Below are 22555 nucleotides of genomic sequence, written 5' to 3'. Positions count from 1 at the left end.
TCAGGAGGGATCTTTATATTTGCATCGCGATAGGTTGTATAAGCTATGCGACCAAGCTTTTTCATGAGACCAGCAGGGATAGCTGGTGGAGATATATTGAAAGACTGAGTTTTCATCATGTTTATGAACATTTCATCTTCACCAGTCAAAAGCCAATTTAGGTTGATCCCAAATTTTTCTCCATATGATGTTAAAACGGTTGCGTCTGGGGTTCTATCACCGCGTTCGTAATTGCCAAGCCCTTGAATACTAATACCAATTTTAAGAGAAAATATATCACGAGATAAGCCTACAAGCTTTCTTACCTCTATGAGGCGTCTTGCTAATGGGGTTTTTGGTTCATTTCTTTGTCGTGTCATATTAAAGAGGCATTAAGCCGTATCTTGTGTAGCTTCTAGATGTACTCTTTCAGCCTCTATTTGACGCTTTAAATGAATTTTAAGAAGAGGGAAAGTTGCTTCTACTTCTTCCGTGTCGTTGATATCTTGAACAAGCTCTTGCAGTTTTCCATAAAGTTCCGCCGCGAGTTCCGCTATATCTTCAGGGGGGAGTTTTATTTTAGCATCGCGATAGGTTGTATAAGCTATGCGACCGAGTTTTTTCATAAGTCCAGTAGGAATGGTTTGTGGTTTAAAACCTGCTGCTTTCGCTTTTGCCATGTCACTAAACATTTCGCCTTCTCCAGTGAGAAGCCAATGAAAGTCTACGCCATAAATTTTGTGATAGGCAATTACGATAGATGCTGGTGGTTCATTTACACCGAGCTCATAATTTGCGAGCGTACCTTTCGCTAAATCAAGAGTTTTTGCAAAAGCACCGCGTTCTTCATTTCCAAGCATTTTTCTTATGTCACGTAGGCGTTTTGCCAATGGTGTTTTTGGTTCTGAATCGGGACGTGCCAAAAAAATACCTCATAAATTCATTTTTTATGTTTACAAAACATATAAAATGAATTAACTACATATTACCGCCCGATATAGAGGGCAGATATTTTACAATTAACCCCACAAAAAACGGATGTGGGAGCATCCGTTTGAAGCAGGAGCGAAGTTTATGACTATCACACAAGTATGGGATCGCCATAGTATTTTAGCTGAGCTACGCCGCCGTAACATGACCTTGGCGGAGCTCGCGAAAGCATATCAACTCTCGTCATCCAGTGTTCAACACATCTGGACACGGTCTAACGAGAAAGCCGAACGTGCTATTGCCGATTTTATTGGCTTGCCCGTCGAGCAGGTTTTTAGCGACCGCTACCCCAAAAGTCGCCGTCGCATTTTTAAAGCAGCAAAACATGCCAATACAGATTCGGCAACACAGTCCGCATTGCGCGGTAATGCTGCTTGAACTTCGTTACACGGCTTTGCGTTTTTGCGCATTTGCCATGAATTTATTACCATAAGATGAAAAGGTTTATCAATGTCTAAAGATCAATACGAAATAGGCAAGATAAATTGCATAGAGTTGCATCATAGAACAGCCGTTTGGATGGGGTGGTTCTGGCGATTAGGGGGTGGTCATATTGTTTTTATAGGAGGTGGTTATGGTTGCTGCTTATAATTTATGGATGCCAGAGGCAAAAAGAGAAATCTTTAATCCTTATTCAGAAGCTGAGCGATTACAAATGATGCTTTCCTGTTCTTTAAAAGCAGTGAGTGGTGGATTTCGGCATGTACCAATCCGGTATATTATTGACCCACCGCATGGCTTATTTGATGCGATATTAGCGCGGCAAATTGCCATTCATATTTTGCATTATCAATTTGAGGTGCCGCGGCGGCGTATTGTTGCGATGCAAGTACGGAAGCAGACTGCTATCTTTCTTGCTTTGCAAGTGATTAACCGGCGTTTGGAAGAACCCGTTTTTGCGAAAGCTTATCGAAGATGGGCGGGGCGTGCGATGGATTTGTTCTTTAAAGAGATCAGAAAGGTGGGGGCGTGATGGCACAGTTTCAAAAGCTTGCTCTTGATGTGATTGTGGTACCGGAGCGTATACGCCCTGTGGATGATGAGCATGCCAAGGCACTTGCACAATCAATGGCGCGGGAGGGATTGATGAATCCGATTACGGTGCGCCATACCCCCAATGCTAAAGAGGGCAATTATACGCTTATTGCTGGTGCACACCGGCTTCGTGCTGCTGAGCTTTTGGGCTATAGTGACATTGATGCTGTTGTGGTGCAGGCGGATAAAGAGAATGCTGCGCTTTTAGAAGTGGCTGAAAATCTGTTTCGCAATGAATTGTCAGTGATTGACCGTGCGCTTTTTGTGCAGACTTACCGCGAATTGTGGGAAAAGAAGTATGGGGAGATTCAACGTGGTGGTGACCATGGTAATCAATATACAAAGGACAAAGTGGCAAAGGTGCAAGTTGCACCTTTGCCAAATGATAGTGACTTAAATGGCAAAGTGCAAGGTTTGCACTTTGCCAAACATGTGGCGGACCGCATTGGTTTTTCTCAAGATGTTGTAAAACGTCTTAACTGTATTGCCCAACATCTACAGCCGGAGTTGCGGTCTGTTTTGCGGGGGACGGCATTGGCGGATAATCAAGCGCAATTGTTGAAATTAGCCAAGATGGAGCCGGTTGCGCAACGGCGGGTGGCGATTGCTTTGCAACAGGTTGATGGGGATTTACGGCGGGCTGTTGATTTGGTCAATGGGGTTAATACGCCGCCGCAAATTAATGAACAGGAACGGATTTTTGCTCAGTTATTAGGGGTGTGGCAGAGAGCAGATGCGCAGACAAAGGCGCGGTTTTGTGATTATCTTGCAAGAGAACGAGGGGAGGAGCAAGCATGAAGACGCGTGGTTCCCAACAGCTTGATTTTTTCCAAAAGCCGGTTTTTCCCTGCCGCGAACCCGTTGCACAGATTGATTTAGGGCGGTTTCGCTCACGCATTAAGCGTGCGATGGCGCGGGCTTTGAGAGAATGCCGGCATGAGCGCAGTGAGATTGCAGAGCGCATGGCGCATTATTTAGGGATTGGGTGTTTAAGTAAGGCCAGTTTAGATGCTTATGTTGCGGAAAGTAAGCAGGTTGATATTTCCCTGCCGCGGTTTAAGGCATTTGTGCGGGCAACAGAAGCCTATTGGCTTTGGGATGAGGTTGTGAGTGAAGATGGATTGTTGCTGTTGCAAGGGGATGAGGCGCGTTTAGCAGAGATTGCGCGGTTGCAGCAGGAACAGCGGGAGATTGCAGCGCGATTGAAAGCCATGCGCGCAACGCCGGTTCGCATTAAAAGGGGGCAACCATGAAAGAATGGTTTACTATTGCCGAATTGGCTGAAGCAGCTTTGCCAGGGTTGCCGAAGAGTAAGGGCGGATTGCGTAAGATTTTGGCGACCACATGGCGTCATCAAAGTGGTTTGACACGTAAAGTTAAAGGGGTTTCTCGACCTATTGTAGAAGTTCACATTTCCTTATTGCCGGAGGGGGCGCGGGCGGCATTGTTGGTGCGGTTTGGTGGGGCTGTTGATGTGAAACAAACGCAAGGGGAGCAAAAGACAAGCATTTGGGTGCGTTATGAGGGGCTTTCAAAGGCGCATAAAAGGCGCTGTGAAGAGCGTTTGAAGGCACTTTGCTTTATGGATGATTTGCTTGTTTCTGGTATGGGTGTGCATGATGCGGCAAGTTTGAGTGCGGTGCAATTTGGTGTGAGCCGGATGTCGCTTTTTAATTGGCGGCAGATGGTGGAGGGGTATGAGCGCTCTGATTGGTTGGCAGCTTTAGCGCCTTGTTATTGTGAGGAGAATGTTTCGCAATTTGCGCCTTGTCATGATGGGGCGTGGGAGGTTTTTTGTTCGGATTATTTGCGCCCTTCTAAACCTGCTTTTTCGGCGTGTTATCGGCGCATGGTTTCGGTTGCGCAGGAGCGGGGTTTTGAGCCCATTCCTTCTGAGCGGGCATTGCGGCGTCGTTTTAAGGCGCAAATTTCTAAGGCTGTTGTGGTTTTAGCGCGTGAGGGAGAAGAAAAGGCAAAAAAGCTTTATCCAGCCCAACGGCGTGATCGCTCCAGCCTGCATGCACTGCAAGCAGTGAATATGGACGGGCATAAGCTGGATGTTTTTGTGAATGTTCCTTGGACAGAGAAGCCTGTGCGGCTTTATCTGATTGCCATTCAAGATCTTTATTCGGGCAAGATTTTATCGTGGCGCTTATCGGATGCTGAGAGTTGGGAAATCGTTCGTTTGGTGATTGGGGATATGGTGGAAGCTTATGGCATACCGGAGCGTATGACCTTGGATAATGGGCGTGCCTTTACCAGCAAATGGATTTCTGGAGGTGTGCAAAACCGCTTTCGTTTTAAGATTAAGCCGGATGATCCGCAAGGGCTTTTGACGAGTTTGGGTGTGCAGTTGCAATGGACCACCCCTTATAGCGGACAGTCTAAACCGATTGAGCGGGCATGGCGTGATCTGGCAGAAGCGATTTCTAAACATCCCTTTTGTGCGGGGGCTTATACGGGCAATAAACCGGATGCCAAGCCTGAAGATTATGGCAAGCGCGCGATAGGATTTGAAGCGTTTAAAGCCCATGTTGGGGCGCAAATTGTGGCGCATAATGCGCAAGCGGGGCGTAAGGCGGTTAATTGTGCGGGGCGCAGTTTTGATGAGACCTTTACTGAGAGCTTGCAAGCAGAGGGGACGATTATTCGGCAAGCAACGGCAGCACAACGGGCTTTATGGCTTTTAACCTCAGAAGCATTGCGTGCGCAAAAGGGTACGGGCGAGATCCATTTTTATGGCAATCGTTATTGGGCGCGGGCGTTGAATGAGCATGCGGGGAAAAAGGTGATTGTACGCTTTGATCCGGATAATTTGCATCAAGATTTACGGGTTTATGATTTGAATAATCGGTTGCTTTGTTTGGCACCATGCCTTTGTGATGTAGGTTTTTATGACCAGCATGCGGCGCGCTTGAATGGGCGTTTGCGTAAAGAATATGTGAAGGCTGTTAAAGCAGAAAAACAGCTAGCGGCAAAGCTTGCACCTGATCACTTGGCTGATGTTTATGGTCGCCTTGAGAAAAAGGATGAAGCGTTCAAATCGAAGCTTCCGATAAAGCCAAAGGTGAGCCGCTTGATGCCAAACAACGTGGGGAATTTAGCTTTGAAAGCAGACGATGATGAGGCTTTGGACGCCCAAGAATTTAGTCAACACTTACATAAAGCTTTGAGAAAGCTTTCGGCGTCTGATGAAGAGCGTGAAGTGATAAAGTTTCCCAAGCAATAAAATAAGGAAATAGGAAAAGAGAGGGGGGATTTATAAGAATTCTCAAAAGGAAGCCGATTTTGTATCGCGTACGGCTTGAAGCGTTAACAAAGAAAGGGGGGGAGGAATCTTATCCATTTCAAAGTCTAATCAATACATGAAGTTTCTAGGTATCTTTGCCTGATCGGGTGAGATACGTGGAGTTAGCAAGTTCCCTGATGTGTGAGAAAGAGAGGGGAATTTGTAAGGGAGCCGTTTTAGTATCGCGTACGGCTTTAAATGTTCATTGTAAAGACAAAAGATAAGGGGCAGGTTGGAGCCTTTCCCCTTATCAATAGTCTAAAATCAATACAGAGGGGAATATACATGAAAAACGCGATAAATGCAACGGTCGATAAAAATCCTTGGGCGCGACCTAAAATCCAGCCCAATGGAACAGCACAAAACCGCAACAGTGATGACATTGCTTTATGGAATGAGCTTGTGGATTCAGTGAGAGCTTTGGGGCAAATGAATGATTGGTCTAAGGCGGAAGTGGCGCGGCGCATAGGCATGCCGGATGGGACGTTTTCGCAATGGTATGCGGGCAGTTATGCGGGACAGTTGGGGAAGCAAAATGCGAAGGTTCAACAATGGGTTGAGGTTTTAAAGGAAACAGCGGGGTTTTTGGAGCGCATTCCTGAAAAGCCGGCTTTTCAGAGGAATCGAATTGCTAGTGAGATCATTGATACTTTAACACTGGCGCAAAGTACGGGGGATATGGTGATGATTACGCTTGATGCGGGCAGTGGTAAGACCGAAACCTGCCGCCATTACCGCGCGACCCGCCCGCATGTTTATCTGGTGACAGCAAGCCCGCATACGCGTAGTGTTCATGGTATTTTGAATGATATGGCAGCAGAATTGGAGGTGGTGGAATATAATCCCACCCGCTTAACGCGTGCTATTGGCAAAAAGTTAGAGCGCGTGGGCAGTGGCACGTTGTTGATCGTTGATGAGGCGCAAAATTTAACGGATGAAGCGATTAATCAGTTGCGCCACTTTGTTGATATCAATGGTACGGGGTTGGCTTTGGTTGGCAATGATGAAATCTCTGGACGGTTGGTTCATCGTCAAAATGGTTCCTCTTATGCGCAAATTAAAAGCCGATTGGCGATGCATTTGAAGCGTCGCAAGCCCTATAGTGAGGATATTGCAGCGCGCATTCATGATTGGGGGATTGAAGATGTTGGTGCGATAAAGTTTTTGACGGGAATTGGTTTGAAAGCAGGAGCTTTGCGGCAAATTGACAAAACCATGATGTTGGCACGCATGGCAGCGCTTGGAGATGGGTGTGAGGTGACCCTTAAACATGTCAAAGCGGCATGGAAAAACCGTGACGTGGAGGAATTGGCATGATCCCTTTATGCGACAAAGAATTATCCGATACGCTTGTTGGTCTTTATGACGATTATCAATGCGGTTTTGATATTGGAGAAAAGCTTAAATTGTGTGTTGATTTGGCGTTATTGCTTGAATTGGAGTTGAGTGTTCACCGTTTGGGGGAGGCTGATGCGGTTTTGGAAGGCCAAGTTGTGGAAGCTTTACGTTGTAGCCAAGCGCTTCATGCCAAGAGTGATGAGGGTGAGAAAGGAACGGTTATTCATATGGATTTTGGAGGCGGAAAATGATGGAACGGAACCCTTATATGGTGAGAGATTGCTTGGTTGCTTTGCGTTCTGCTTTACTCAAGCATGAAATGGAGGGCATTTTTCTGAGTGCGAAAGATGTTCGAGAATTGAATGATTATTTGCGTCGTCTCGCGGGCTATAATCATATTTTAGGTCATGAGCTTATGCGGTGTCGTTGGCAATTGAAAGCGGGATATGACCCTTTATCGGGTTCTATTTTACCGTTTCGTCGGTTTCAAAAAACACAGGAGGAAGTTGGTGATGAATCCACAAATTGAACTTGAAGGTACGCGTTATATGAAGGATGCGAAAGGGGCTTTGGTGCCAGTAAGCCTAATCCGCCCTGCGGATTTGCTTGAGGATGAAACGGTGCGCAAAATTATGGGTTTTGCGAAAGAATTATCGGCAAGGATTGCACGTTTTAACAGCCATACGATTGCGGATTTGAGTGGTTTTGATAGCTTGCTTGCGCAAGAATATGGTGTGGAGCGGCGTGGCAAAAAGGGCAATTGCACGTATACAAGCTTTGATGGTTTGCAACGCATTAAGGTGCAAGTTCAGGAAAGTGTTGATTTTGGACCGCAATTGCAAATTGCTAAAAGCCTTCTTGATGAGTGTTTGAATGAGTGGTCTGCGGATGCACGCCCTGAAATCCGTGCGATTATTACACGTGCTTTTAATACGGATAAAGAAGGTAAGGTGAATCGGGGGGAAATCTTTATGTTGCTGCGTTTGGATATTGATGATCCACGCTGGAAAGAGGCGATGCGTGCCATTCGTGAAGCTATTCGTGTGACGACATCTAAGGAATATGTGCGTTTTTATGAGCGCGATACATTGGAAAGCCCTTGGCGGGCTGTGACGCTTGATTTAGCCAAGACATAAAAGGGAGATAATAAGGGGATACCATGTCTTTAGCGGCTATTCATATGGGCAAACGCGCGTTAGGTCTTGATGATGAGACCTATCGCGCACTGCTTTTTCGATTGACAGGCAAGCAATCGGCAAAAGATTTGAATTTTTCAGAACAGCGCTTTGTGATGCAAGAAATGCGAGCATATGGGGGTGAGGTCAATGGCAAGCGTTTAGAGGGAAAATATGCCAAGAAGCTCCAGGCGCTCTGGATTGCTGGGTGGAATCTTGGCATTATCCGTGATCGTTCAGATAAGGCGTTGCTTGCCTTTGTGAAAAGACAGACAGGCGTTGATCATATTCGCTTTTTACGCGATAGCGATGATGCATGCAGAGCCATTGAGGCGTTGAAAGGTTGGTTGCAGCGTGAGGGTGGGGTTGACTGGAGAGGGAAAAACCGCGAAGATTCATGGAGGAAGAAACCAAGCATTTCCATTTTGTGTGCCCAATGGAAGTGTTTAAATCCGGATGCTGTGTTTGAGCTTGGTGCTTTTCATCAAAGTGTTATGGCGTTAAGTGGTAAAGCTTTGGGCGAGATGAATGGGAGCGATTTTAGAGAAGTGATGAATGTTTGGGGGCGGAAAATCCGTAAAAGTGTAAAAAGCGAGGGGTAAGCATGTATGCAAGAGGAAGTCTATAGCGATTTTCCTGCCTTATTGCGAGAAATAGCTGATGTTGCGGGCAGTGAAGCAGCATGGAATATGATGCGGGCTTTTGGTGGACGAGAAGTTTATATACCTGGGCGTCTTGAGAGTGCGGATTGGTTGATTGAGATTGTTGGGTTTGAAGAAGCGCAGCAATTGATCAACTATTTTTGTTTTAATGGTTCGGGAGTGCGCCTTCTTATCCCCCTTGGCAGAGATGCTGAACGGCGGCAAAAAATGGTGCAAGCGTTGCAAAAAGGCTGGTCGGTGGATGCTGCCGCTGCTGTTTCTGGTATGCATGTGCGTACAGCCTATCGCTTGAAGAAGAAAATATCTTTGCAAGAACCACAAGGTTCGTTATTTCCAGAGTTTTATGAGTATTGAGAGTTTTGACTGACAGTGTCAGGCTTATATTGGGGGTGGAGATCCGATAAACTGCGCATGGATTTTTATGCATTGAGTGGTTTGTTATGATTTCAATAGATGCTTCTTTTCTTCACCGCCTTGCGCCTAAACTGGCGCATCATGCGCGTCAAGATTTTATTATTGTTGAAATGGCACGCGTGTTGCCTGAAGCTTTATCCTATGGGGCACTCACAACACCGTTGCGTATTGCGCATTTTTTAAGCCAATGTGCGCATGAGAGTGATGGCTTTTTTACCGTTTGTGAATATGCCTCTGGGCGTGCTTATGAGGGGCGGCGTGATTTAGGCAATATCAACCCTGGTGATGGGGTGCGCTTTAAGGGGCGTGGTTTGATCCAGTTGACGGGGCGCAATAATTATCGCCGTTTTACGAGGTTTTGGTGCTCAGTTGATAAACAAGCGGTTGATTGTGAAGATTTTCCAGAAGAGTTGGAAAAGTTTCCAGCAGCGCTTTGGTCTGCTGTTTGGTTTTGGCAAATGAAAGGCTTGAATAGGCTGGCTGATCAAGATGATTATCTCAGGATTACCAAGGCGATCAATGGGGGCAAGAATGGACTTGTGCAACGTTTGATTTATTTGAACCGCGCCAAAAAGCTTTTGGGGCTTGGAGGCGAGGTGAAAGCATGAAGCCCTCTTATCGTGGTTCTAGGCTCTATTTATGGTGGTCTTTTTGGTTTGCTTGGGGGGTTATTTTTTTGCTCGTTTCTGGTGGTTTGTGGGGGGCTCCGCATATTGTTGATATGGCGAGCATTTCTATTCCTTCGATGGTGGCGATTATTGTTGGCAATCTGGGGGTGCATCGTGGCTTTGGTTCTATGGATTTTTCTAATAGGAAACATTCCCATAAGCGGCATAGCCGCTCCTATGATGGGGTGGAGATAACGGGGTGGGGAGATAAAAGCAATGTTTAGCCCTGTTTCAAAACTGTCTTTTGGTCTGCTTTTTTTTGTCAGTGTGATGTTGGCGGCTTTTGGCTTTATGAAAGCGCAAATTTTAAAAGCGGAAAAGGCGCGTGATTTGTATTGGCAGTTGGAGATTGCCAAGGCTTCAGCGCGTGCACTGCTTGTACAAGAGCGACAAAGACAAGCAGCGTTGGAATCTGAGCATCGAGCGCAAGGGGTGATTTCTGCTTTAGAACAAAAGCTTATCAAAATGGAGGAAGTCAATGGGAAGTTGCCGGTTACTGGCGGTGGCATTGGGCTTGAGCGTGTGCGCTTGCTCAACACACAAGCCGGTGGGTAGCCTTTCTTATCATTTTTTATCGGTTGAATTGCCGCCTGTTGTTCGCATGGCGTGTTCCCGCCCAGCTTTATTGCCAGAGCGTGCTTTGAATGCGCGCGAAGTGGTGCACTATTGGGGGCGTGATCGTGCTGCTTTATTGATTTGTGAACAGCGCAGAAAAGCTGCGGAGAGGGCGATTTTAGGCACAAGAGAGGGGACTTTTAAGTGAACTTGGATATCAGTGTTGCCAATGGCTGGTTGTCTTTATTGTTATCGGTTATTGCGATTTGTGGGGTTTTGAGAGCCTATTTTTCTTCCGGTGCGCGGGAAATGCTGAAAGATATCACGGCGCTTAAAGAGCGTGTGCAAAAGTTAGAAACAGAGATGGATTTTTTGCCTGATCGTGATGCGCTGCAAAGATTGGAAGTAAATATGGAGAAATTGAATGGTCGCCTCAATACGCTTTCTGCACAATTACAACCGGTGGCAGCCATTGGTGAGCGCTTGCAAGAGTTTTTGTTGGAGAATGCCAAGAAATGAAAGCAGATATGGATAAAATCATCCGTGAAGAAGCGCGGTTGATTATTTTAAAAGGGCTTGCTTGTGAGCGCAGTGAAACTTTATCGAGTGCGATGATTGAGCGGCTTTTATACAGTTATGGCATCAGGCGCGATCGCGACTTTGTGCATAATGAACTGGCATGGATGGAAGATCAAGGTGCTGTTACGTTAAAATGTGTGGGTTCGGTTTTTCTTGCGGCATTAACAGAACGGGGAGCACGTCATTTAGACCGAAGCTTTTCCATTGAGGGGATTAAGCGGCCTAAACGTTCATCAATAAAATATGAGGTGAAGGATGCGCAAGGTCGGGCGTGGACGTTTAACGGCGATTGATTTATTGCCGCAAGCTTGTGATCAAATCATTGCAGAGGCGGCTGAGGCTTTAAACGGGCGTGAAAAGACGCAAAAAGCCATTTATGATGAATTTAAAACAGCTTTGAAGGCTTTACGAAAGGAAACGGGTTTAAGCTTTTCTATACCCTCCTTTTCGAGTTTTAATCGTTATTCTTTGCGGCTAGCCGTGATGTCACGGCGCCTAGAACAGACAAGAGAAATTGCCGCAAGCCTTTCCAAGCGTTTTGATGCCAAAGCTTCTGATAATATCACTCTTTTGACGGCGGCAGCGATTAAGGAGTTGATTTTTTCAACGTTGAGCAGTGGGAAAAACCTTTCGCCAAAAGCGACACAAGAATTAGCCAATGCGCTCAAAGGGGTTTTGGCGGCTGAACATTTGTCGACCACCAGACGGTAAAGATTAGAGAAGGATTTTACCACTAAAGCAAGTAAAGCGGTTGATGTGGCAGCAGCAGCGGCGGGGCTCTCAGAAGAAACAGCGCGGGCTATACGTGCGCAGGTGTTGGGGGTAAAACATGGCTGAACAGCCCTTTTCAAAAAGTCATGTCTTTGATCATCAAGGTGGTTTTGATATTTGGCGGAAAAGTGCTTTTCCCAAAGAGAGTGATCCCTTAGCGGAAGGCGTTTTGATGGCGCATCAACGGGCATGGATTGAGGATAAATCACCGTTAAAATTGGTGGAAAAGGGGCGGCGCACCGGTATTACTTTTGCTGAAGCTTTGGATGATACTCTTATTGCGGCGGCAACCGTTAAGGCAGGGGGCGATAATGTTTTTTATATTGGTGACACCAGAGACAAGGGGCGTGAATTTATTGGCTATGTGAGCAATTTTGCCAGAGCCATTACAAGCCACAGTGGGGATGTGGAGGAATTTTTATTCTCTGATCAAAGGGCGGATGGTTCAACGAAATATATCTCTGCTTATCGGGTGCGTTTTGCTTCGGGATTTCGGGTTGAGGCGCTTTCTAGCCGCCCTGAAAACATTCGGGGGTTACAGGGCATTGTAGTGATTGATGAGGCGGCGTTTCATCAAGATGTGCGCGCTGTTTTGGATGCTGTCAATGCTTTGCTCATTTGGGGAGGAAAAATCCGTGTGATCTCCACCCATAATGGTGTGCTCAATCCTTTCAATGAATTGATCCGTGAAGCACGAGCAGGCAAAGTGCCTTTTTCGGTGCATTATTACCCCTTTGGTGTTGCTGTTAAAAATGGCTTGTTTAAACGGGTTTGTGCCATGAAGGGGGAGGTGTGGAGTTTAGCATCTGAGCAACAATGGGAAGAGCAAATTCGTGCCTCTTATGGGGTGCGTTTGGCTGCTATGCGCCAAGAATTAGATGCCATACCAGCCGATCAAGAAGGGGCGGCTTTAACACGTTTGCAGATTGAAAATTGTTGTGTTCCGGGTATTGCGGTGTTGCGTTTTGCTTGTGTGGATGATTTTAAAAATCAATCGGAACATCAACGAAGTGTTGCTGCTTTTGCTTGGTGTGAGAAGCATATAAAACCTCTTCATGCTGGGCTTGACCGGCGGCGCCAACATGTTTTTGGCGTTGATTTTGCCCGCAGTGGTGATGCCACCTCCATTGTGGTGATGGAGGTGGGACAAGATTTGGTGCGCCGTGTACGGTTTATGGTGGAATTGCGCAATACGCCGTTTGATCAACAAAGAGAGATTTTATTTTATGGGGTGAATGGTTTGCCGCGTTTGATGGGCGGCGCGTTAGATGCGCGGGGCAATGGGGCTTATTTAGCCGAAAAAGCGGCGCAACGTTATGGAGCTCTTGTGAAGGAAGTTCCCTTGTCACAAAGTTGGTATGGCAAGGAAATGCCGGCTTATTTAGAAGCTTTTGGGGATGGGACGATTGTTTTGCCGCGCGATAGTGACATTGTTGCCGATCATCAAGCGCTTGCTTATGTCAATGGCATTGTGAAAATTCCAGACAATCACCGTTTTAAAGGCAGTGACGGTTTTATGCGCCATGGTGATAGCGCGATTGCTTGCGCTTTGGCTTATTTTGCCAGCCGCCAAACTCCTGAAATTTATGATTATACACCTGTAAGAGAGGCTTATCATTTTGATGAAAGCTCGCTCTTTTCAACGCTTTTTTTTTCAACAATGCGATCAAAGATTTATTGATGGGATAATGAGATGGTAAAACTTTTAGATCAGTGGGTCAGGGCGCTTAATATCAAAGGGTTGGAGCGAGAAGTTGCAAGCCCTACCGTTGGCGGTGTTCGTGATGTATGGTCACAAACCATTGTCAGTGGTCTCACCCCTGCGCAACTTGCTGATATTTTGCAACAGGCAGCACAGGGGCATCCAGAGCAGTTTTTCCAACTTGCCGATGATATGGAAGAGCGTGATTTGCATTATCGTGCTGTGCTTGGCATGCGTAAAAATGCCCTTACAGGGGTGGAACCTAGTGTGATTGCAGCAAGCAGCAGTGCACAGGACAAAAAGATAGCAGATGCGGTGCGGGAAGTGATCAGTGCACCTACCTTTGTTGATGATTATGTGACGGATTTGTTAGATGCTTTGGGAAAAGGCTATGCGGTTGTTGAAACTTTGTGGGACAAGAGTGCCAAGGAATGGTGGCCGGTTGCTTGGAAATGGCGTGACCAGCGGTTTTTTCAATTGGATCGGCGGGATGGTTTTCATTTGCGTTTAAAAGAAGAGGGGTCTTTTAATGGAAGTGAATTGCCTGCTTATAAATTTTCTATTCACAGACCCAAGTTGAAAAGCGGTTTGCCTATTCGTTCTGGGCTTGCGCGGCTTGCAGCTTGGGCATTTCTCTTCAAGTCTTATACACTGAAAGATTGGATGGCTTTCTTAGAAGTTTATGGCATGCCTTTGCGTGTGGGTAAATATGGTGCGAGCTCTTCTCATGAGGAACGGCGGGTTCTCATTCAAGCGGTGCGTGATTTATCCAGTGATGCGGCAGCGATTATTCCCAAAGAGATGGAGATTGAATTTATTGAAGCGGCAGGGGGCAGTGGCAATGCGGTTTTTGGTGTCAAAGCGGAATATTTAGATCGGCAGATTTCTAAAGGGGTATTGGGGCAAACGATGACGACGGATGAAGGTTCGTCTTTTTCGCAAGCGCGCATTCATGAAAATGTACGCCATGATATTGCAAGAGCTGATGCACGCCAATTAGCCTTGACAGCTAATCGTGATTTGATTGTGCCCTTTGTTGAGATTAATTTTGGGCGCCAAGAGCGCACTCCCCTTGTCTATTGGCCGATTTCTGAAAATGAAGATATTAAAGCCATCAGTGACGCTTTGGAAAAACTTGTGCCCTTGGGTTTGCGTGTTGGGGCGCAAGAAGTGCGCAATAAGATTGGCTTTTCGCAACCAAAAAAAGAAGAGGATGTTTTAAAGGCTCCTGATAATTCGTTTGATGATGAGAGGGGACAAGAGGATGGTGAGGCAAGACAAAAGGCTCATGTTTGTGCTGATTGTGGAGGTGTTTTTGATGTTTCTGTGACAAGAGAGGACAAGGGTGGAAAAGAGCAGGGTGGGAAACATCACGACGAATTGGACCGGCTTTCACAAGAAGCTTTAAGCGACTGGGAAGAGGACTTAGAACCCCTTTTAGAGCCTTTTAAAAAGCTTGTGAGAGAAGCAAAAAGTTATGAGGATATCCTTAAAGGCTTAGATGAATTATTGGGTGAGATGGATCATCATGCATTAGCAGCGCGCTTGGCAAAGGTGCAAATGATTGCACGTGGGCTTGGGTATCATGGATGAGGAACTTTTTAAAACCGCCCCTAAAGAGGTCACCCGTTATTTTGAAGCCAAGGCACTTGTTCCAAGTTTTGATTGGCGTGATATAGCACCAGAAGAACATGCCTTTTCCTTTACGGTGGCAAAATCGCTAGGCTATGACATTTTAGAAGATTTTAAACAAGCGGTTGGAGAGGCTATAAAACATCAAGTTCCTTTTCAAGAATTTCAAAAAAATCTGATGCCGATTTTACAAGAAAAGGGTTGGTGGGGTAAAAAGACCAGCATTGACCCCAAAACTGGTGAAAAGAGCGTGGTGCAATTGGGCAGCCCGCGACGCTTAGAGACGGTCTATTGGGCTAATACCATGAGTGCGCATGCAGCAGGCGAGTGGGAGCGCACACAAAATAATAAAGAATTTTTGCCCTATCTCACCTATGCTTTGTCGAGTTCAGAACATAAGCGTTTAGAACATGAAAGTTGGGTGGGGTTTACGGCACCTGTTGATGATCCGGTTTGGGATTGGCTTTATCCACCCAATGGCTGGCGGTGTAAATGTAGTGTGCGACAGGTAAGCCGTTATGAAGCAGAAGATTTAGGCTATGAAGAGGATTCGCCGCCACTTCAAGTGGAGCAGAAGGTTTGGCACAATAAGCGAACGGGAAAAATTGAGAAGATACCAAAGGGGATTGATCCTGGTTGGCATTCTAATCCTGGGAAACATCGCGCGCAAAACTTAAGCAATTTTTTGAGTGATAAAGTCTCTGTGATGGGGGACAATCGAAAACGCATTGCCATTGAAGATATTGTGGGTTCACCACTTTTGGAAGCCATGTTTGAAGGACGTATGCCTCGCGGGTTTATTCCCATTGCTCCGATGATAAATAAGGTGGGTGATGTTTTTGCAGCGGACGGTTCTCTTATTCGCTTATCTTCAGACAGTGTGAAACATATTTTGTTAGAGCATCAAGCGCGTGATCTTCGCTTGGATGATTTTCGTGGCGCCATTCAAACATTCATAAAACCCCATGGCATTATCAGGCGAAAAGGTGTACCGAGCGTTGTGTTTTTGGGTGAAAATGATGGGGTATGGTGGCGCTTAGCAGTTAAATTCGTGGCAAGCAAACAAGAATGGTGGTTGACCTCCATGCATAAAAAGAGCTCTAGAGAAATTGGACGCTTATTGGATGCGGCTGAAAAAAAGGGCGAGAGGTTGTTGTAAAGAAAACAACAGGAAGAAAGTCTTTTGTTCTTAATGGAAAAGAGGCGAGGAAAATGAGAAGGCGTGGAGGGCGGTCAACTCCTCGCAGATCCGGTAAAACCGTCCTGGTATAACTGGCTCACGCCTCGCGGATAATGTAACAGTTTAAAAGTTTAAAAGCAATCTTTAAAAAAACAGCTTGAGAGAGGCTTTTTTGTATAAGACGATAAATTGTACCTCTAACTTCACAACGGCGCTCTATCGCCTTTGAAGTGCCTTTGAAAACGATTTTATGGGATGGTTTGACACGGGGGGCTCTCACAAGAAGAATAATAGGGAAAAGAGTGCTTTTTTGAGAAATGCTCTTTTGACTGACAGTGTCAGACTTATAGTGGGAGTAAGTTTCATGCATTGTATTGCCAATGACAATTGTAAAGCAATAGGCAATGTTTATGGAGCAAGAATTTCACGAAAATGGCGAAGATGGGCATGCTGAGATATGTCATGACGAGACATTTCATGCCGCGTTAATAGATCTTTGCCAAGACGTTACCGTTAGCCAAGCGCCTGAGTGGGTCGAGCTTTTGCCCAAAGCGCCGCATGTGAAGGCTCGTGATGGACGACAATGGCATTATAACCCGCAAACTATTTTAAAAGCTTTTGCAGCCAATAAAGGACCGCTTGTGATTGATTATGAGCATGGGCAACATCACCGAGCGAGAAATGGCTTGGAAGCGCCGGCAAGTGGCTGGATTGAAGAGTTAGCAGAGCGGGATGGTGCAATTTGGGGGCGGGTTAAATGGACCGATATGGCTACCAAAAAAATTATTGCCCGAGAATATCGCTATCTTTCGCCGGAGTTTCGCCATTCGAAGAAAGGTGAAATTTTAAATTTAGCCGGTGCTGGTTTGGTGAACCGTCCAGCCCTTGTCATGACGGCTTTAAGCCGTGAACAGCCTTCCCCTATAACTTTGACGGAGAAAATGATGGATTTGACAGCCATTGCCAGTGCTCTGGAGCTGGCAGAAGATGCTAAAGCGGATGAGATTTTAGCAACGCTTAAAGCGCGCGAAAAAGAACGCGTGGAACTTTGTGCTCAATTGACAAAGGTGCAAGAAGATTTAGCGCTTTTGCAAGAAGAGCAGAAAAATAAGGCTATTGAGAGCCTTTTAGACAAGGCCATTGAAGAGGGCAAAATCTTGCCGGCTGCCCGCGAGGAATATCGTGCACTCTGTAGCTTTGAAGGGGGTGTGGAACATTTTAAAAGTTTGGTCGAGAAGTTGCCGGCGCTTGCCGCTAGGAGTCCTTTGGAGACCTCTTGTCTCAAGCAAGAACCAAAGCTTGCGCCAGAAGAGATTGCTGTTGCGGCACGCCATTATAAGGAAGAGCAGAAGCAAAAAGGGTGGGATATCACCATTAGCCAAGCAGTTGATTATATTTGCGAACAAAAGGAGCGCCAATCATGAGTACGATGATTTTAATTAAATCTTTTCGCGCCATAGATGTGATTTCACCTTATTGCATTGTTGCAGCGCGCACTGAGGGAATGGTGGCAACGGCTTCTGGTAAGGGTGATAAATTATTAGGGACTGCTGGGGCATTGAGCGCAAAGGCTGGTGAGATGATTGATGTTGGCCAATGTGGTTGGGGCGAAGTGGTTTGTGGGGGCAATGTTTCTTTTGGTGATTTTTTGACCTCTGACCCCAAAGGACACGCCATTAAAGCGGAAGCTGCAGATCGCACGATTGGTATTGCCATGAGTGATGGTTCTGCTGGTGATGTTATTTCTTTTAAAATTAATTAATCGAGGCTTATGATGAACAGACCTTTTCCCATTGATCCAACACTCACCGCTATTGCTATTGGTTATCGCAATCCAGCTGGCTCTCTTATTGGCGATAGAGTTTTGCCCCGTGTTTCTGTTTTAAGTGAAGTGTTTAAATATAGTGAATTTCCCTTAGCGGAAAATTTTACGGTGCCTGAGCTTGAGATAGGGCGGAAAGGACGCCCGAATGTGGTGGAATTTTCTGCCTTTGAACGGGAAGCTAGTGTCAAAGATTACGGACTTGATGATCTCATCCCCAATTCAGATATTGAAGCAGCGGCACGCGCACGAGCAGAAAAGCGCTCTCGTTATAACCCCGAAAAGACAGCAGTAGAAGGTCTTGCCAATTTGCTGGAGTTGGGGCGTGAAGTGCGTGTGGCAGCGCTTGTGCAAAGAAGTGAAAATTACGCACCAGAGCGGGTGATTACGCTTAAGGGTGAAAATAAATTTAGCGATTATGAGAAATCTGACCCTTATGCTGTTTTAGATGAGGCGATGGATAAAAGTCTCGTCTATACACCCAACACCATTGTTATGGGCAAAGTTGTTTGGTCAAAACTCAAACGTCATCCCAAAATCATTAAAGCCGTTAAAGGGGGTGGCACTGCTGATGGTTTTGTTACCAAGGCGCAATTTGCTGATCTGATGGAAATACACCCCGATCGGTTACTCATTGGTGAATCGCAAGTGAATTTGGCCCGCAAAGGACGCGCGGCACAATTGGCACGCGTTTGGGGCAATAAGATTGCTCTGCTTTATATTGATCCTACCAAACAACAGGCAGATGGTTCGGTGATCAGTTGGGGCTTTAGTGCTCAGTTAGGCGAGCGTTTGTCTGGAGTGATCCAAGATCCAGATATCGGCTTGTCGGGCGGTAAACGGGTGCGTGTTGGTGAACGCGTTTGTGAATTGGTCGCCGCAAAAGATGCCGGTGTTTTGTTGCAAGAAGTTGTCTAAGGGAAACTTTTAAACATGGCTTATGCAAGCAAAAGATTGATTGAAGAGCTCTGGGGCGTTGATTTCTTGACCGACTTATGTGGGATGGATGAGCATTCTGATCCAGTTCTTTTAAGAAAAGCCATTGATCTTGCGCTTGAACAGGCAAGTGGTGAGATTGATGTGCATCTGTCTCATCGCTACTGTGTCCCCATTGTTGGACAGCCAGCGGCTCTGGGTATGATCTGTGTCAATATTGCTGTTTATAATTTAGCCATACGCCATACGGCACTGACCACCACCATTGAAGATCGTTACAAACAGGCGGTTGATTTACTGAAACGCATTGCGGAAGGCAAAGCGGGTTTGGGTGTGGATGAACCTAAAATTATGAGCGAAGATGGTCCTGTTAAGGATGGGGCTTTTTTCCATGCTAAGCCGCGTTTGATGGGAAGGTAATATGTCTGTTGCAACCCATATTGAGATTAAAGAGACAGGGCTTGAAGCGGCTTTATCCTTTTTGCAAAAGGGGGCTGATAGTTCGATGGGGACTTTGGCACAAGGGGTTGGACGTCTCATTCAAGAGAGCACAAGGCGGCGGATTCAAAGTGAAAAAACCTCTGCCCAAGGAGAGAAGTGGAAAAACAATTATGCTCGCACCTCCATTCTTTTTGCCAGTGGGGCGCTTTCACGCTCCATTGATATGAAAGCTTCACCAGAAAAGGTGATTGTGGGGAGTGGGTTGGTTTATGCACGGATTCATCAATTGGGTGGGGTTATTCACCCGAAAAATGGCAAGACACTGCGCTTTTTTCTGAAAAGCAGCAAAGCACACCGCTTTGTTTGTGTGCATCAGGTAACCATGCCCGCCCGTCCTTATTTGGGGCTTTCAGAACGCAATAAAGTGGAAATTGTCAAAGCGGCAGAAGATTGGCTGGGAAGGGTCTTTTCATGAGTCAAACGGTCAAGCAAGCAGGGCGCATTAATCAGTTTCGTGAAGCGGTGATATGGAGCCTTAAAGGCGCTTTGCCGGATGTGCGTGATTGCGGCTGTCAATTTGGGCGTTTTAATTTAGAAGAATTGGAAACACAAATGCTTGTGGCTCCAGCAATACGGGTTGCGGTGTTAGAAAGCCGCTTGAGTTCTGTGGCTTCTGGACAGCAGAGTACTGATCTTCATTTAGGGGCTTTTATTATTACCACGGGTAAAGAGCGTGATATCCAAAGTTGGCTTCTGGCAGAAGCTATTGCGGTTTTATGCCATAGCGGGCAATTGTGGGGGCTAACGCATTTGAGTGCCCCGCGTGATGTCCAGATTGAACCGATTATCTCTGCGGCGATTAAGCAGCGTGGTGTGTCGATTAGTGTGGTGGAATGGCACCAAGATTTGTATCATTTGGGAAAAGATATTTTTTGTGATGAGGGAAAACTCAAAAGTGGTTTGATTTCATGGGACAATGAGGTGGGGGCATGAATGACGCATATCTCTTAAGTGATACCTTTCGACAAATCATGAAGCGTCTTGATGCCCTTGAACGCTGTCTTGCCAACCAACACATGATTGGGCGGGTTGTGCAAGTTGATGGCCATAGGGTTCGGGTGAAACTTTTCTCTGAGAGTGCCAATGGACAAGCGGTTTTATCGCCTTGGCTACAAGCGCAAGAAGCGGCGGGGGCTGTTTCCAGCAATATGCCGCTCCATGTTGGTGATCCGGTGCGGTTGTTGAACCCCCATGGTGAGATTGGCTCTGCCTCTCTGGTTGTACGCGATAGCTATAGTGAGGATATGCCTAATCCAGCCCGTCACGCCGAAGAGTTGGCGCTCTGTTATGCCGGTGGCGCTTTGCGGATGACAAAAGATGAACTTATTCTTTCCCATGGGGAAAACCAAATTCATTTGAGTGCACAAGGTTTGGTGCTTTCTCATCAAGCAACCCGTGTTGAATTAACGGGCAGTGTGCAGATTGAAGCAAAAGATTTACAGCATAATCAAAAATCTGTTGGCGCAAGCCATAAACACGGCGGGGTCAAAATGGGTCCCTCCACAACCTCTTCCCCTCTTTAAAGGAGTTTTATGATGCGTGAGAACACTTATGTTATTTTAACCAATGCCGATTTTGTTGCTGGTCAACGTTCACCGGGCAAGGGTGAGGAAATTTGTTTAAGTGAAGAGGCAGCAAAATACCCTTTGCTGCTTGGTCAGATTGCTGAAAAACCAGCCCCTGTTGTTGCGGCGACCCCAACGGTTTCTACCACAAAGACAAGCAAAGGGGCTTAAAGCATGCGGTGCGGGATGAGCGAAAAGGATGGCTCTCTCTTGTATGGCTTTGCGCATTGCCAACAATCACTCCATAAATGTTTAATGACAAGGGTAGGAACACGGGTTTTGCGTCGCCATTATGGGTGTGATGTCAGAGAATTCCAAGACGCCAATGCTGATCCTGCAACAATCTTACGTCTTTATCAAGCTATTGCCTGCGCGCTTGATGATCCAGAATGTGGAGAGCCTGGGTTCTCATTGCAAAGGATTGATCTGACCAAAGCAACGCGTGAGGGAACATTCCACTTTGTTTTAAGGGGAGTTTTTTATCCCGATGGCCATTTGGGGGATTGGTCCCATGGGCAAGAGATGCAATTTCCTTTAGAGGTCTCTTATGGCAGAGCTTGAACATTTACCCTTTTCACAGATTCCTTTGCCACAAATTATTGAAGAGCTTTCTGTTGAAGCAATTTTAGAGCAAAAGATTGCGCGTTTGATGGATGTTTTTGCAGCCCATCATATTCCTTATAATGTGGAAAAGACCGCCTATGACCCCGTGGTCATTCAATTACAAGCGGCTGCTTATGAAGAGTTGCTGTTGCGCCAACGGATCAATGAAGTAGCGCGAGACAATTTACTAGAATTTGCGCGTGGGACAAGTTTAGACCATTTGGGGGATTTTCATGGGGTCACGCGCCTTTTGGATGAAGATGATGAGCGGTTTCGCCGCCGCATTCGCTTAAATAGACAAGGACATTCCACAGGGGGCACAGCGCCACGTTATCAATATTTTGCGCTCTCCAGTGATATCCATGTCAAAGATGCTTTTGTTTATCGTGAGGGAAAAAGCCCGCTTATTCATGTGGCTCTTTTTAGTGATAGTCCATCAGGGGTGGCAGATGAAGCTTTAATTGCCAAGGTGCAAGCCGCCCTTGATGAAAAACAGGTAAAAATGACCAATGATACTCTCTTGGTCAAAAGTGCGGTGCAGCGGGTGATCAATGTTTCTGCTGATTTTTGGTTGTTACCGGATGAAGGCTCCTTTGTTTTGGAAAGAGCAGAGCAGAATTTGAGAGAAGAATGGGCGTGCACATGGAGGCTTGGGCGTGATTTGTCTTTAAGTTGGATACTCAGTCGCCTGATGGTTGAGGGTGTGCACCATGTGAACATAACGCAACCGTGCAAGGATATTCTGGTCGCGCCTCATGAAGCAGTGACACTAGGGGAAATTGCCTTATCATTACGGGGGCACGCTTATTAATGCTCTCGTTGTTATTGCCCCCAAATTCAAGCTTGTTTGAACGTTGTCTTGCTGACGCAATGGCTGTTGATCCTCAAGTTAAAAGGGTACTCGAAGATATTTCCCGTGCCAAATTAATCACGCGTCCCCCTTCTTGGTTACCCTCTCTCATTGATGAATATGGTTTGCAAGAATTAAGCCCTTATTTCTCTAACTCTTATGATTTGATTGACCAAGGACTTGCATGGCAAAATATTCGCGGCTCCCTTGCGGCAATAGAGATGGGGTTGAGATGGTTAGAGCTTTCCGCGCGTTTTAAGCCCGCATGGTCTGGGCGTGCATGGTGGAATTCCTTTCAACTTGATTTTG

The 22555-nt window shown here is 46.2% G+C and carries 34 protein-coding genes and 1 pseudogene; 33 read left to right on the top strand and 2 right to left on the bottom strand.

Going from position 1 to position 22555, the window contains the following annotated elements; genetic code table 11:
- On the bottom strand, positions 1–359 hold a 359-nt coding region (locus tag ACFINA_RS08610), incomplete at its 3' end, for a helix-turn-helix domain-containing protein (RefSeq protein WP_375615421.1).
- Between the two features lie 12 nt (positions 360–371).
- Positions 372–902 carry a helix-turn-helix transcriptional regulator gene (locus ACFINA_RS08605; RefSeq protein ID WP_375615420.1) on the bottom strand — a complete coding sequence of 177 codons (531 nt, stop codon included), beginning with the start codon at positions 900–902 and terminating at the stop codon, positions 372–374.
- A gap of 151 nt (positions 903–1053) precedes the next feature.
- On the opposite strand from ACFINA_RS08605, the gene ACFINA_RS08600 reads away from it, so the two are divergent.
- From ACFINA_RS08600 to ACFINA_RS08440, 33 genes and pseudogenes are all read left to right on the top strand, one after another.
- Complete coding sequence (locus ACFINA_RS08600; protein ID WP_375614894.1) at positions 1054–1347, top strand: helix-turn-helix domain-containing protein; 294 nt, start codon at positions 1054–1056, stop codon at positions 1345–1347.
- Positions 1348–1419: 72 nt separating this feature from the next.
- Positions 1420–1560, top strand: a complete 141-nt coding sequence (locus ACFINA_RS08595; protein ID WP_375615419.1) for a hypothetical protein — start codon at positions 1420–1422, stop codon at positions 1558–1560.
- On the top strand, positions 1544–1942 hold the full coding sequence (locus ACFINA_RS08590; RefSeq protein WP_375615418.1) for a hypothetical protein: 399 nt from the start codon (positions 1544–1546) through the stop codon (positions 1940–1942). Before ACFINA_RS08595 ends, ACFINA_RS08590 begins: the two co-directional genes overlap by 17 nt.
- On the top strand, positions 1942–2802 hold the full coding sequence (locus tag ACFINA_RS08585) for a ParB/RepB/Spo0J family partition protein (protein WP_375615417.1): 861 nt from the start codon (positions 1942–1944) through the stop codon (positions 2800–2802). Before ACFINA_RS08590 ends, ACFINA_RS08585 begins: the two co-directional genes overlap by 1 nt.
- The gene (locus tag ACFINA_RS08580) at positions 2799–3257 is read left to right on the top strand and encodes a hypothetical protein (RefSeq protein ID WP_375615416.1); all 459 of its coding nucleotides are present in this window, start codon (positions 2799–2801) and stop codon (positions 3255–3257) included. The genes ACFINA_RS08585 and ACFINA_RS08580 overlap by 4 nt, the downstream gene beginning before the upstream one ends.
- The gene (locus ACFINA_RS08575) at positions 3254–5233 is read left to right on the top strand and encodes a transposase domain-containing protein (RefSeq protein WP_375615415.1); all 1980 of its coding nucleotides are present in this window, start codon (positions 3254–3256) and stop codon (positions 5231–5233) included. The genes ACFINA_RS08580 and ACFINA_RS08575 overlap by 4 nt, the downstream gene beginning before the upstream one ends.
- A 345-nt stretch (positions 5234–5578) precedes the next feature.
- Positions 5579–6610 (top strand): AAA family ATPase, encoded by a 1032-nt coding sequence (locus ACFINA_RS08570; protein ID WP_375615414.1) that lies wholly within the window; start codon positions 5579–5581, stop codon positions 6608–6610.
- The gene (locus tag ACFINA_RS08565) at positions 6607–6882 is read left to right on the top strand and encodes a hypothetical protein (protein ID WP_375607958.1); all 276 of its coding nucleotides are present in this window, start codon (positions 6607–6609) and stop codon (positions 6880–6882) included. The genes ACFINA_RS08570 and ACFINA_RS08565 overlap by 4 nt, the downstream gene beginning before the upstream one ends.
- Positions 6882–7160: a hypothetical protein gene (locus tag ACFINA_RS08560; protein WP_375615422.1), complete on the top strand. Its 279-nt coding sequence runs from the start codon at positions 6882–6884 to the stop codon at positions 7158–7160. Before ACFINA_RS08565 ends, ACFINA_RS08560 begins: the two co-directional genes overlap by 1 nt.
- On the top strand, positions 7144–7767 hold the full coding sequence (locus ACFINA_RS08555) for a DUF3164 family protein (protein ID WP_375615413.1): 624 nt from the start codon (positions 7144–7146) through the stop codon (positions 7765–7767). Before ACFINA_RS08560 ends, ACFINA_RS08555 begins: the two co-directional genes overlap by 17 nt.
- Before the next feature lie 23 nt (positions 7768–7790).
- Entirely contained in the window at positions 7791–8408 is a 618-nt protein-coding gene (locus ACFINA_RS08550) for a gp16 family protein (protein WP_375615412.1), read from the top strand.
- A gap of 6 nt (positions 8409–8414) precedes the next feature.
- The gene (locus ACFINA_RS08545) at positions 8415–8822 is read left to right on the top strand and encodes a helix-turn-helix domain-containing protein (protein WP_375614061.1); all 408 of its coding nucleotides are present in this window, start codon (positions 8415–8417) and stop codon (positions 8820–8822) included.
- A gap of 86 nt (positions 8823–8908) precedes the next feature.
- A complete protein-coding gene (locus ACFINA_RS08540) occupies positions 8909–9490 on the top strand; it encodes a glycoside hydrolase family 19 protein (RefSeq protein ID WP_375607962.1) in 582 nt (193 codons plus the stop codon).
- Positions 9487–9774: a hypothetical protein gene (locus tag ACFINA_RS08535; protein WP_375607963.1), complete on the top strand. Its 288-nt coding sequence runs from the start codon at positions 9487–9489 to the stop codon at positions 9772–9774. The genes ACFINA_RS08540 and ACFINA_RS08535 overlap by 4 nt, the downstream gene beginning before the upstream one ends.
- Positions 9767–10105, top strand: coding sequence for a hypothetical protein (locus ACFINA_RS08530; RefSeq protein WP_375607964.1), 339 nt, complete (start codon positions 9767–9769; stop codon positions 10103–10105). Before ACFINA_RS08535 ends, ACFINA_RS08530 begins: the two co-directional genes overlap by 8 nt.
- Positions 10098–10313 (top strand): hypothetical protein, encoded by a 216-nt coding sequence (locus ACFINA_RS08525; protein WP_375607965.1) that lies wholly within the window; start codon positions 10098–10100, stop codon positions 10311–10313. Before ACFINA_RS08530 ends, ACFINA_RS08525 begins: the two co-directional genes overlap by 8 nt.
- Positions 10310–10624 (top strand): DUF2730 family protein, encoded by a 315-nt coding sequence (locus ACFINA_RS08520; RefSeq protein WP_375607966.1) that lies wholly within the window; start codon positions 10310–10312, stop codon positions 10622–10624. The genes ACFINA_RS08525 and ACFINA_RS08520 overlap by 4 nt, the downstream gene beginning before the upstream one ends.
- A complete protein-coding gene (locus ACFINA_RS08515) occupies positions 10621–10977 on the top strand; it encodes a hypothetical protein (protein ID WP_375607967.1) in 357 nt (118 codons plus the stop codon). The genes ACFINA_RS08520 and ACFINA_RS08515 overlap by 4 nt, the downstream gene beginning before the upstream one ends.
- A pseudogene (locus ACFINA_RS08510) lies at positions 10940–11521 on the top strand (phage protein Gp27 family protein). Before ACFINA_RS08515 ends, ACFINA_RS08510 begins: the two are co-directional and overlap by 38 nt.
- Positions 11514–13136 carry a hypothetical protein gene (locus ACFINA_RS08505; RefSeq protein ID WP_375615411.1) on the top strand — a complete coding sequence of 541 codons (1623 nt, stop codon included), beginning with the start codon at positions 11514–11516 and terminating at the stop codon, positions 13134–13136. The pseudogene ACFINA_RS08510 and the gene ACFINA_RS08505 overlap by 8 nt, the downstream one beginning before the upstream one ends.
- A gap of 12 nt (positions 13137–13148) precedes the next feature.
- Complete coding sequence (locus ACFINA_RS08500; protein WP_375615410.1) at positions 13149–14750, top strand: DUF935 domain-containing protein; 1602 nt, start codon at positions 13149–13151, stop codon at positions 14748–14750.
- Positions 14743–15948, top strand: coding sequence for a phage minor head protein (locus ACFINA_RS08495; RefSeq protein ID WP_375614063.1), 1206 nt, complete (start codon positions 14743–14745; stop codon positions 15946–15948). The genes ACFINA_RS08500 and ACFINA_RS08495 overlap by 8 nt, the downstream gene beginning before the upstream one ends.
- A 431-nt stretch (positions 15949–16379) precedes the next feature.
- A complete protein-coding gene (locus tag ACFINA_RS08490; protein WP_375615409.1) occupies positions 16380–17393 on the top strand; it encodes a phage protease in 1014 nt (337 codons plus the stop codon).
- The gene (locus ACFINA_RS08485; protein WP_375607972.1) at positions 17390–17731 is read left to right on the top strand and encodes a hypothetical protein; all 342 of its coding nucleotides are present in this window, start codon (positions 17390–17392) and stop codon (positions 17729–17731) included. The genes ACFINA_RS08490 and ACFINA_RS08485 overlap by 4 nt, the downstream gene beginning before the upstream one ends.
- Positions 17732–17743: 12 nt before the next feature.
- Positions 17744–18709 carry a capsid protein gene (locus ACFINA_RS08480; protein ID WP_375607989.1) on the top strand — a complete coding sequence of 322 codons (966 nt, stop codon included), beginning with the start codon at positions 17744–17746 and terminating at the stop codon, positions 18707–18709.
- Between the two features lie 15 nt (positions 18710–18724).
- Positions 18725–19147, top strand: a complete 423-nt coding sequence (locus ACFINA_RS08475) for a phage protein Gp36 family protein (protein ID WP_375615408.1) — start codon at positions 18725–18727, stop codon at positions 19145–19147.
- Position 19148: 1 nt separating this feature from the next.
- Positions 19149–19643 carry a phage virion morphogenesis protein gene (locus ACFINA_RS08470; protein ID WP_375607974.1) on the top strand — a complete coding sequence of 165 codons (495 nt, stop codon included), beginning with the start codon at positions 19149–19151 and terminating at the stop codon, positions 19641–19643.
- Entirely contained in the window at positions 19640–20161 is a 522-nt protein-coding gene (locus ACFINA_RS08465; protein ID WP_375615407.1) for a hypothetical protein, read from the top strand. The genes ACFINA_RS08470 and ACFINA_RS08465 overlap by 4 nt, the downstream gene beginning before the upstream one ends.
- Positions 20158–20751 carry a baseplate assembly protein gene (locus ACFINA_RS08460; protein ID WP_375607976.1) on the top strand — a complete coding sequence of 198 codons (594 nt, stop codon included), beginning with the start codon at positions 20158–20160 and terminating at the stop codon, positions 20749–20751. The genes ACFINA_RS08465 and ACFINA_RS08460 overlap by 4 nt, the downstream gene beginning before the upstream one ends.
- Positions 20752–20763: 12 nt before the next feature.
- Positions 20764–20964 (top strand): hypothetical protein, encoded by a 201-nt coding sequence (locus ACFINA_RS08455; protein WP_375607990.1) that lies wholly within the window; start codon positions 20764–20766, stop codon positions 20962–20964.
- A 3-nt stretch (positions 20965–20967) separates the two neighbouring features.
- Positions 20968–21354 carry a GPW/gp25 family protein gene (locus ACFINA_RS08450; protein ID WP_375607977.1) on the top strand — a complete coding sequence of 129 codons (387 nt, stop codon included), beginning with the start codon at positions 20968–20970 and terminating at the stop codon, positions 21352–21354.
- The gene (locus ACFINA_RS08445) at positions 21341–22207 is read left to right on the top strand and encodes a baseplate J/gp47 family protein (RefSeq protein ID WP_375615406.1); all 867 of its coding nucleotides are present in this window, start codon (positions 21341–21343) and stop codon (positions 22205–22207) included. Before ACFINA_RS08450 ends, ACFINA_RS08445 begins: the two co-directional genes overlap by 14 nt.
- On the top strand, positions 22207–22555 hold a 349-nt coding region (locus ACFINA_RS08440; RefSeq protein ID WP_375615405.1), incomplete at its 3' end, for a phage tail protein. The genes ACFINA_RS08445 and ACFINA_RS08440, both read left to right, overlap by 1 nt.

Origin of the sequence: Bartonella sp. AC10YNML, from assembly GCF_042196825.1 — a bacterium.
In the GTDB taxonomy this organism is placed as follows: domain Bacteria; phylum Pseudomonadota; class Alphaproteobacteria; order Rhizobiales; family Rhizobiaceae; genus Bartonella.
This window is presented reverse-complemented; position numbering and strand designations above follow the sequence as displayed.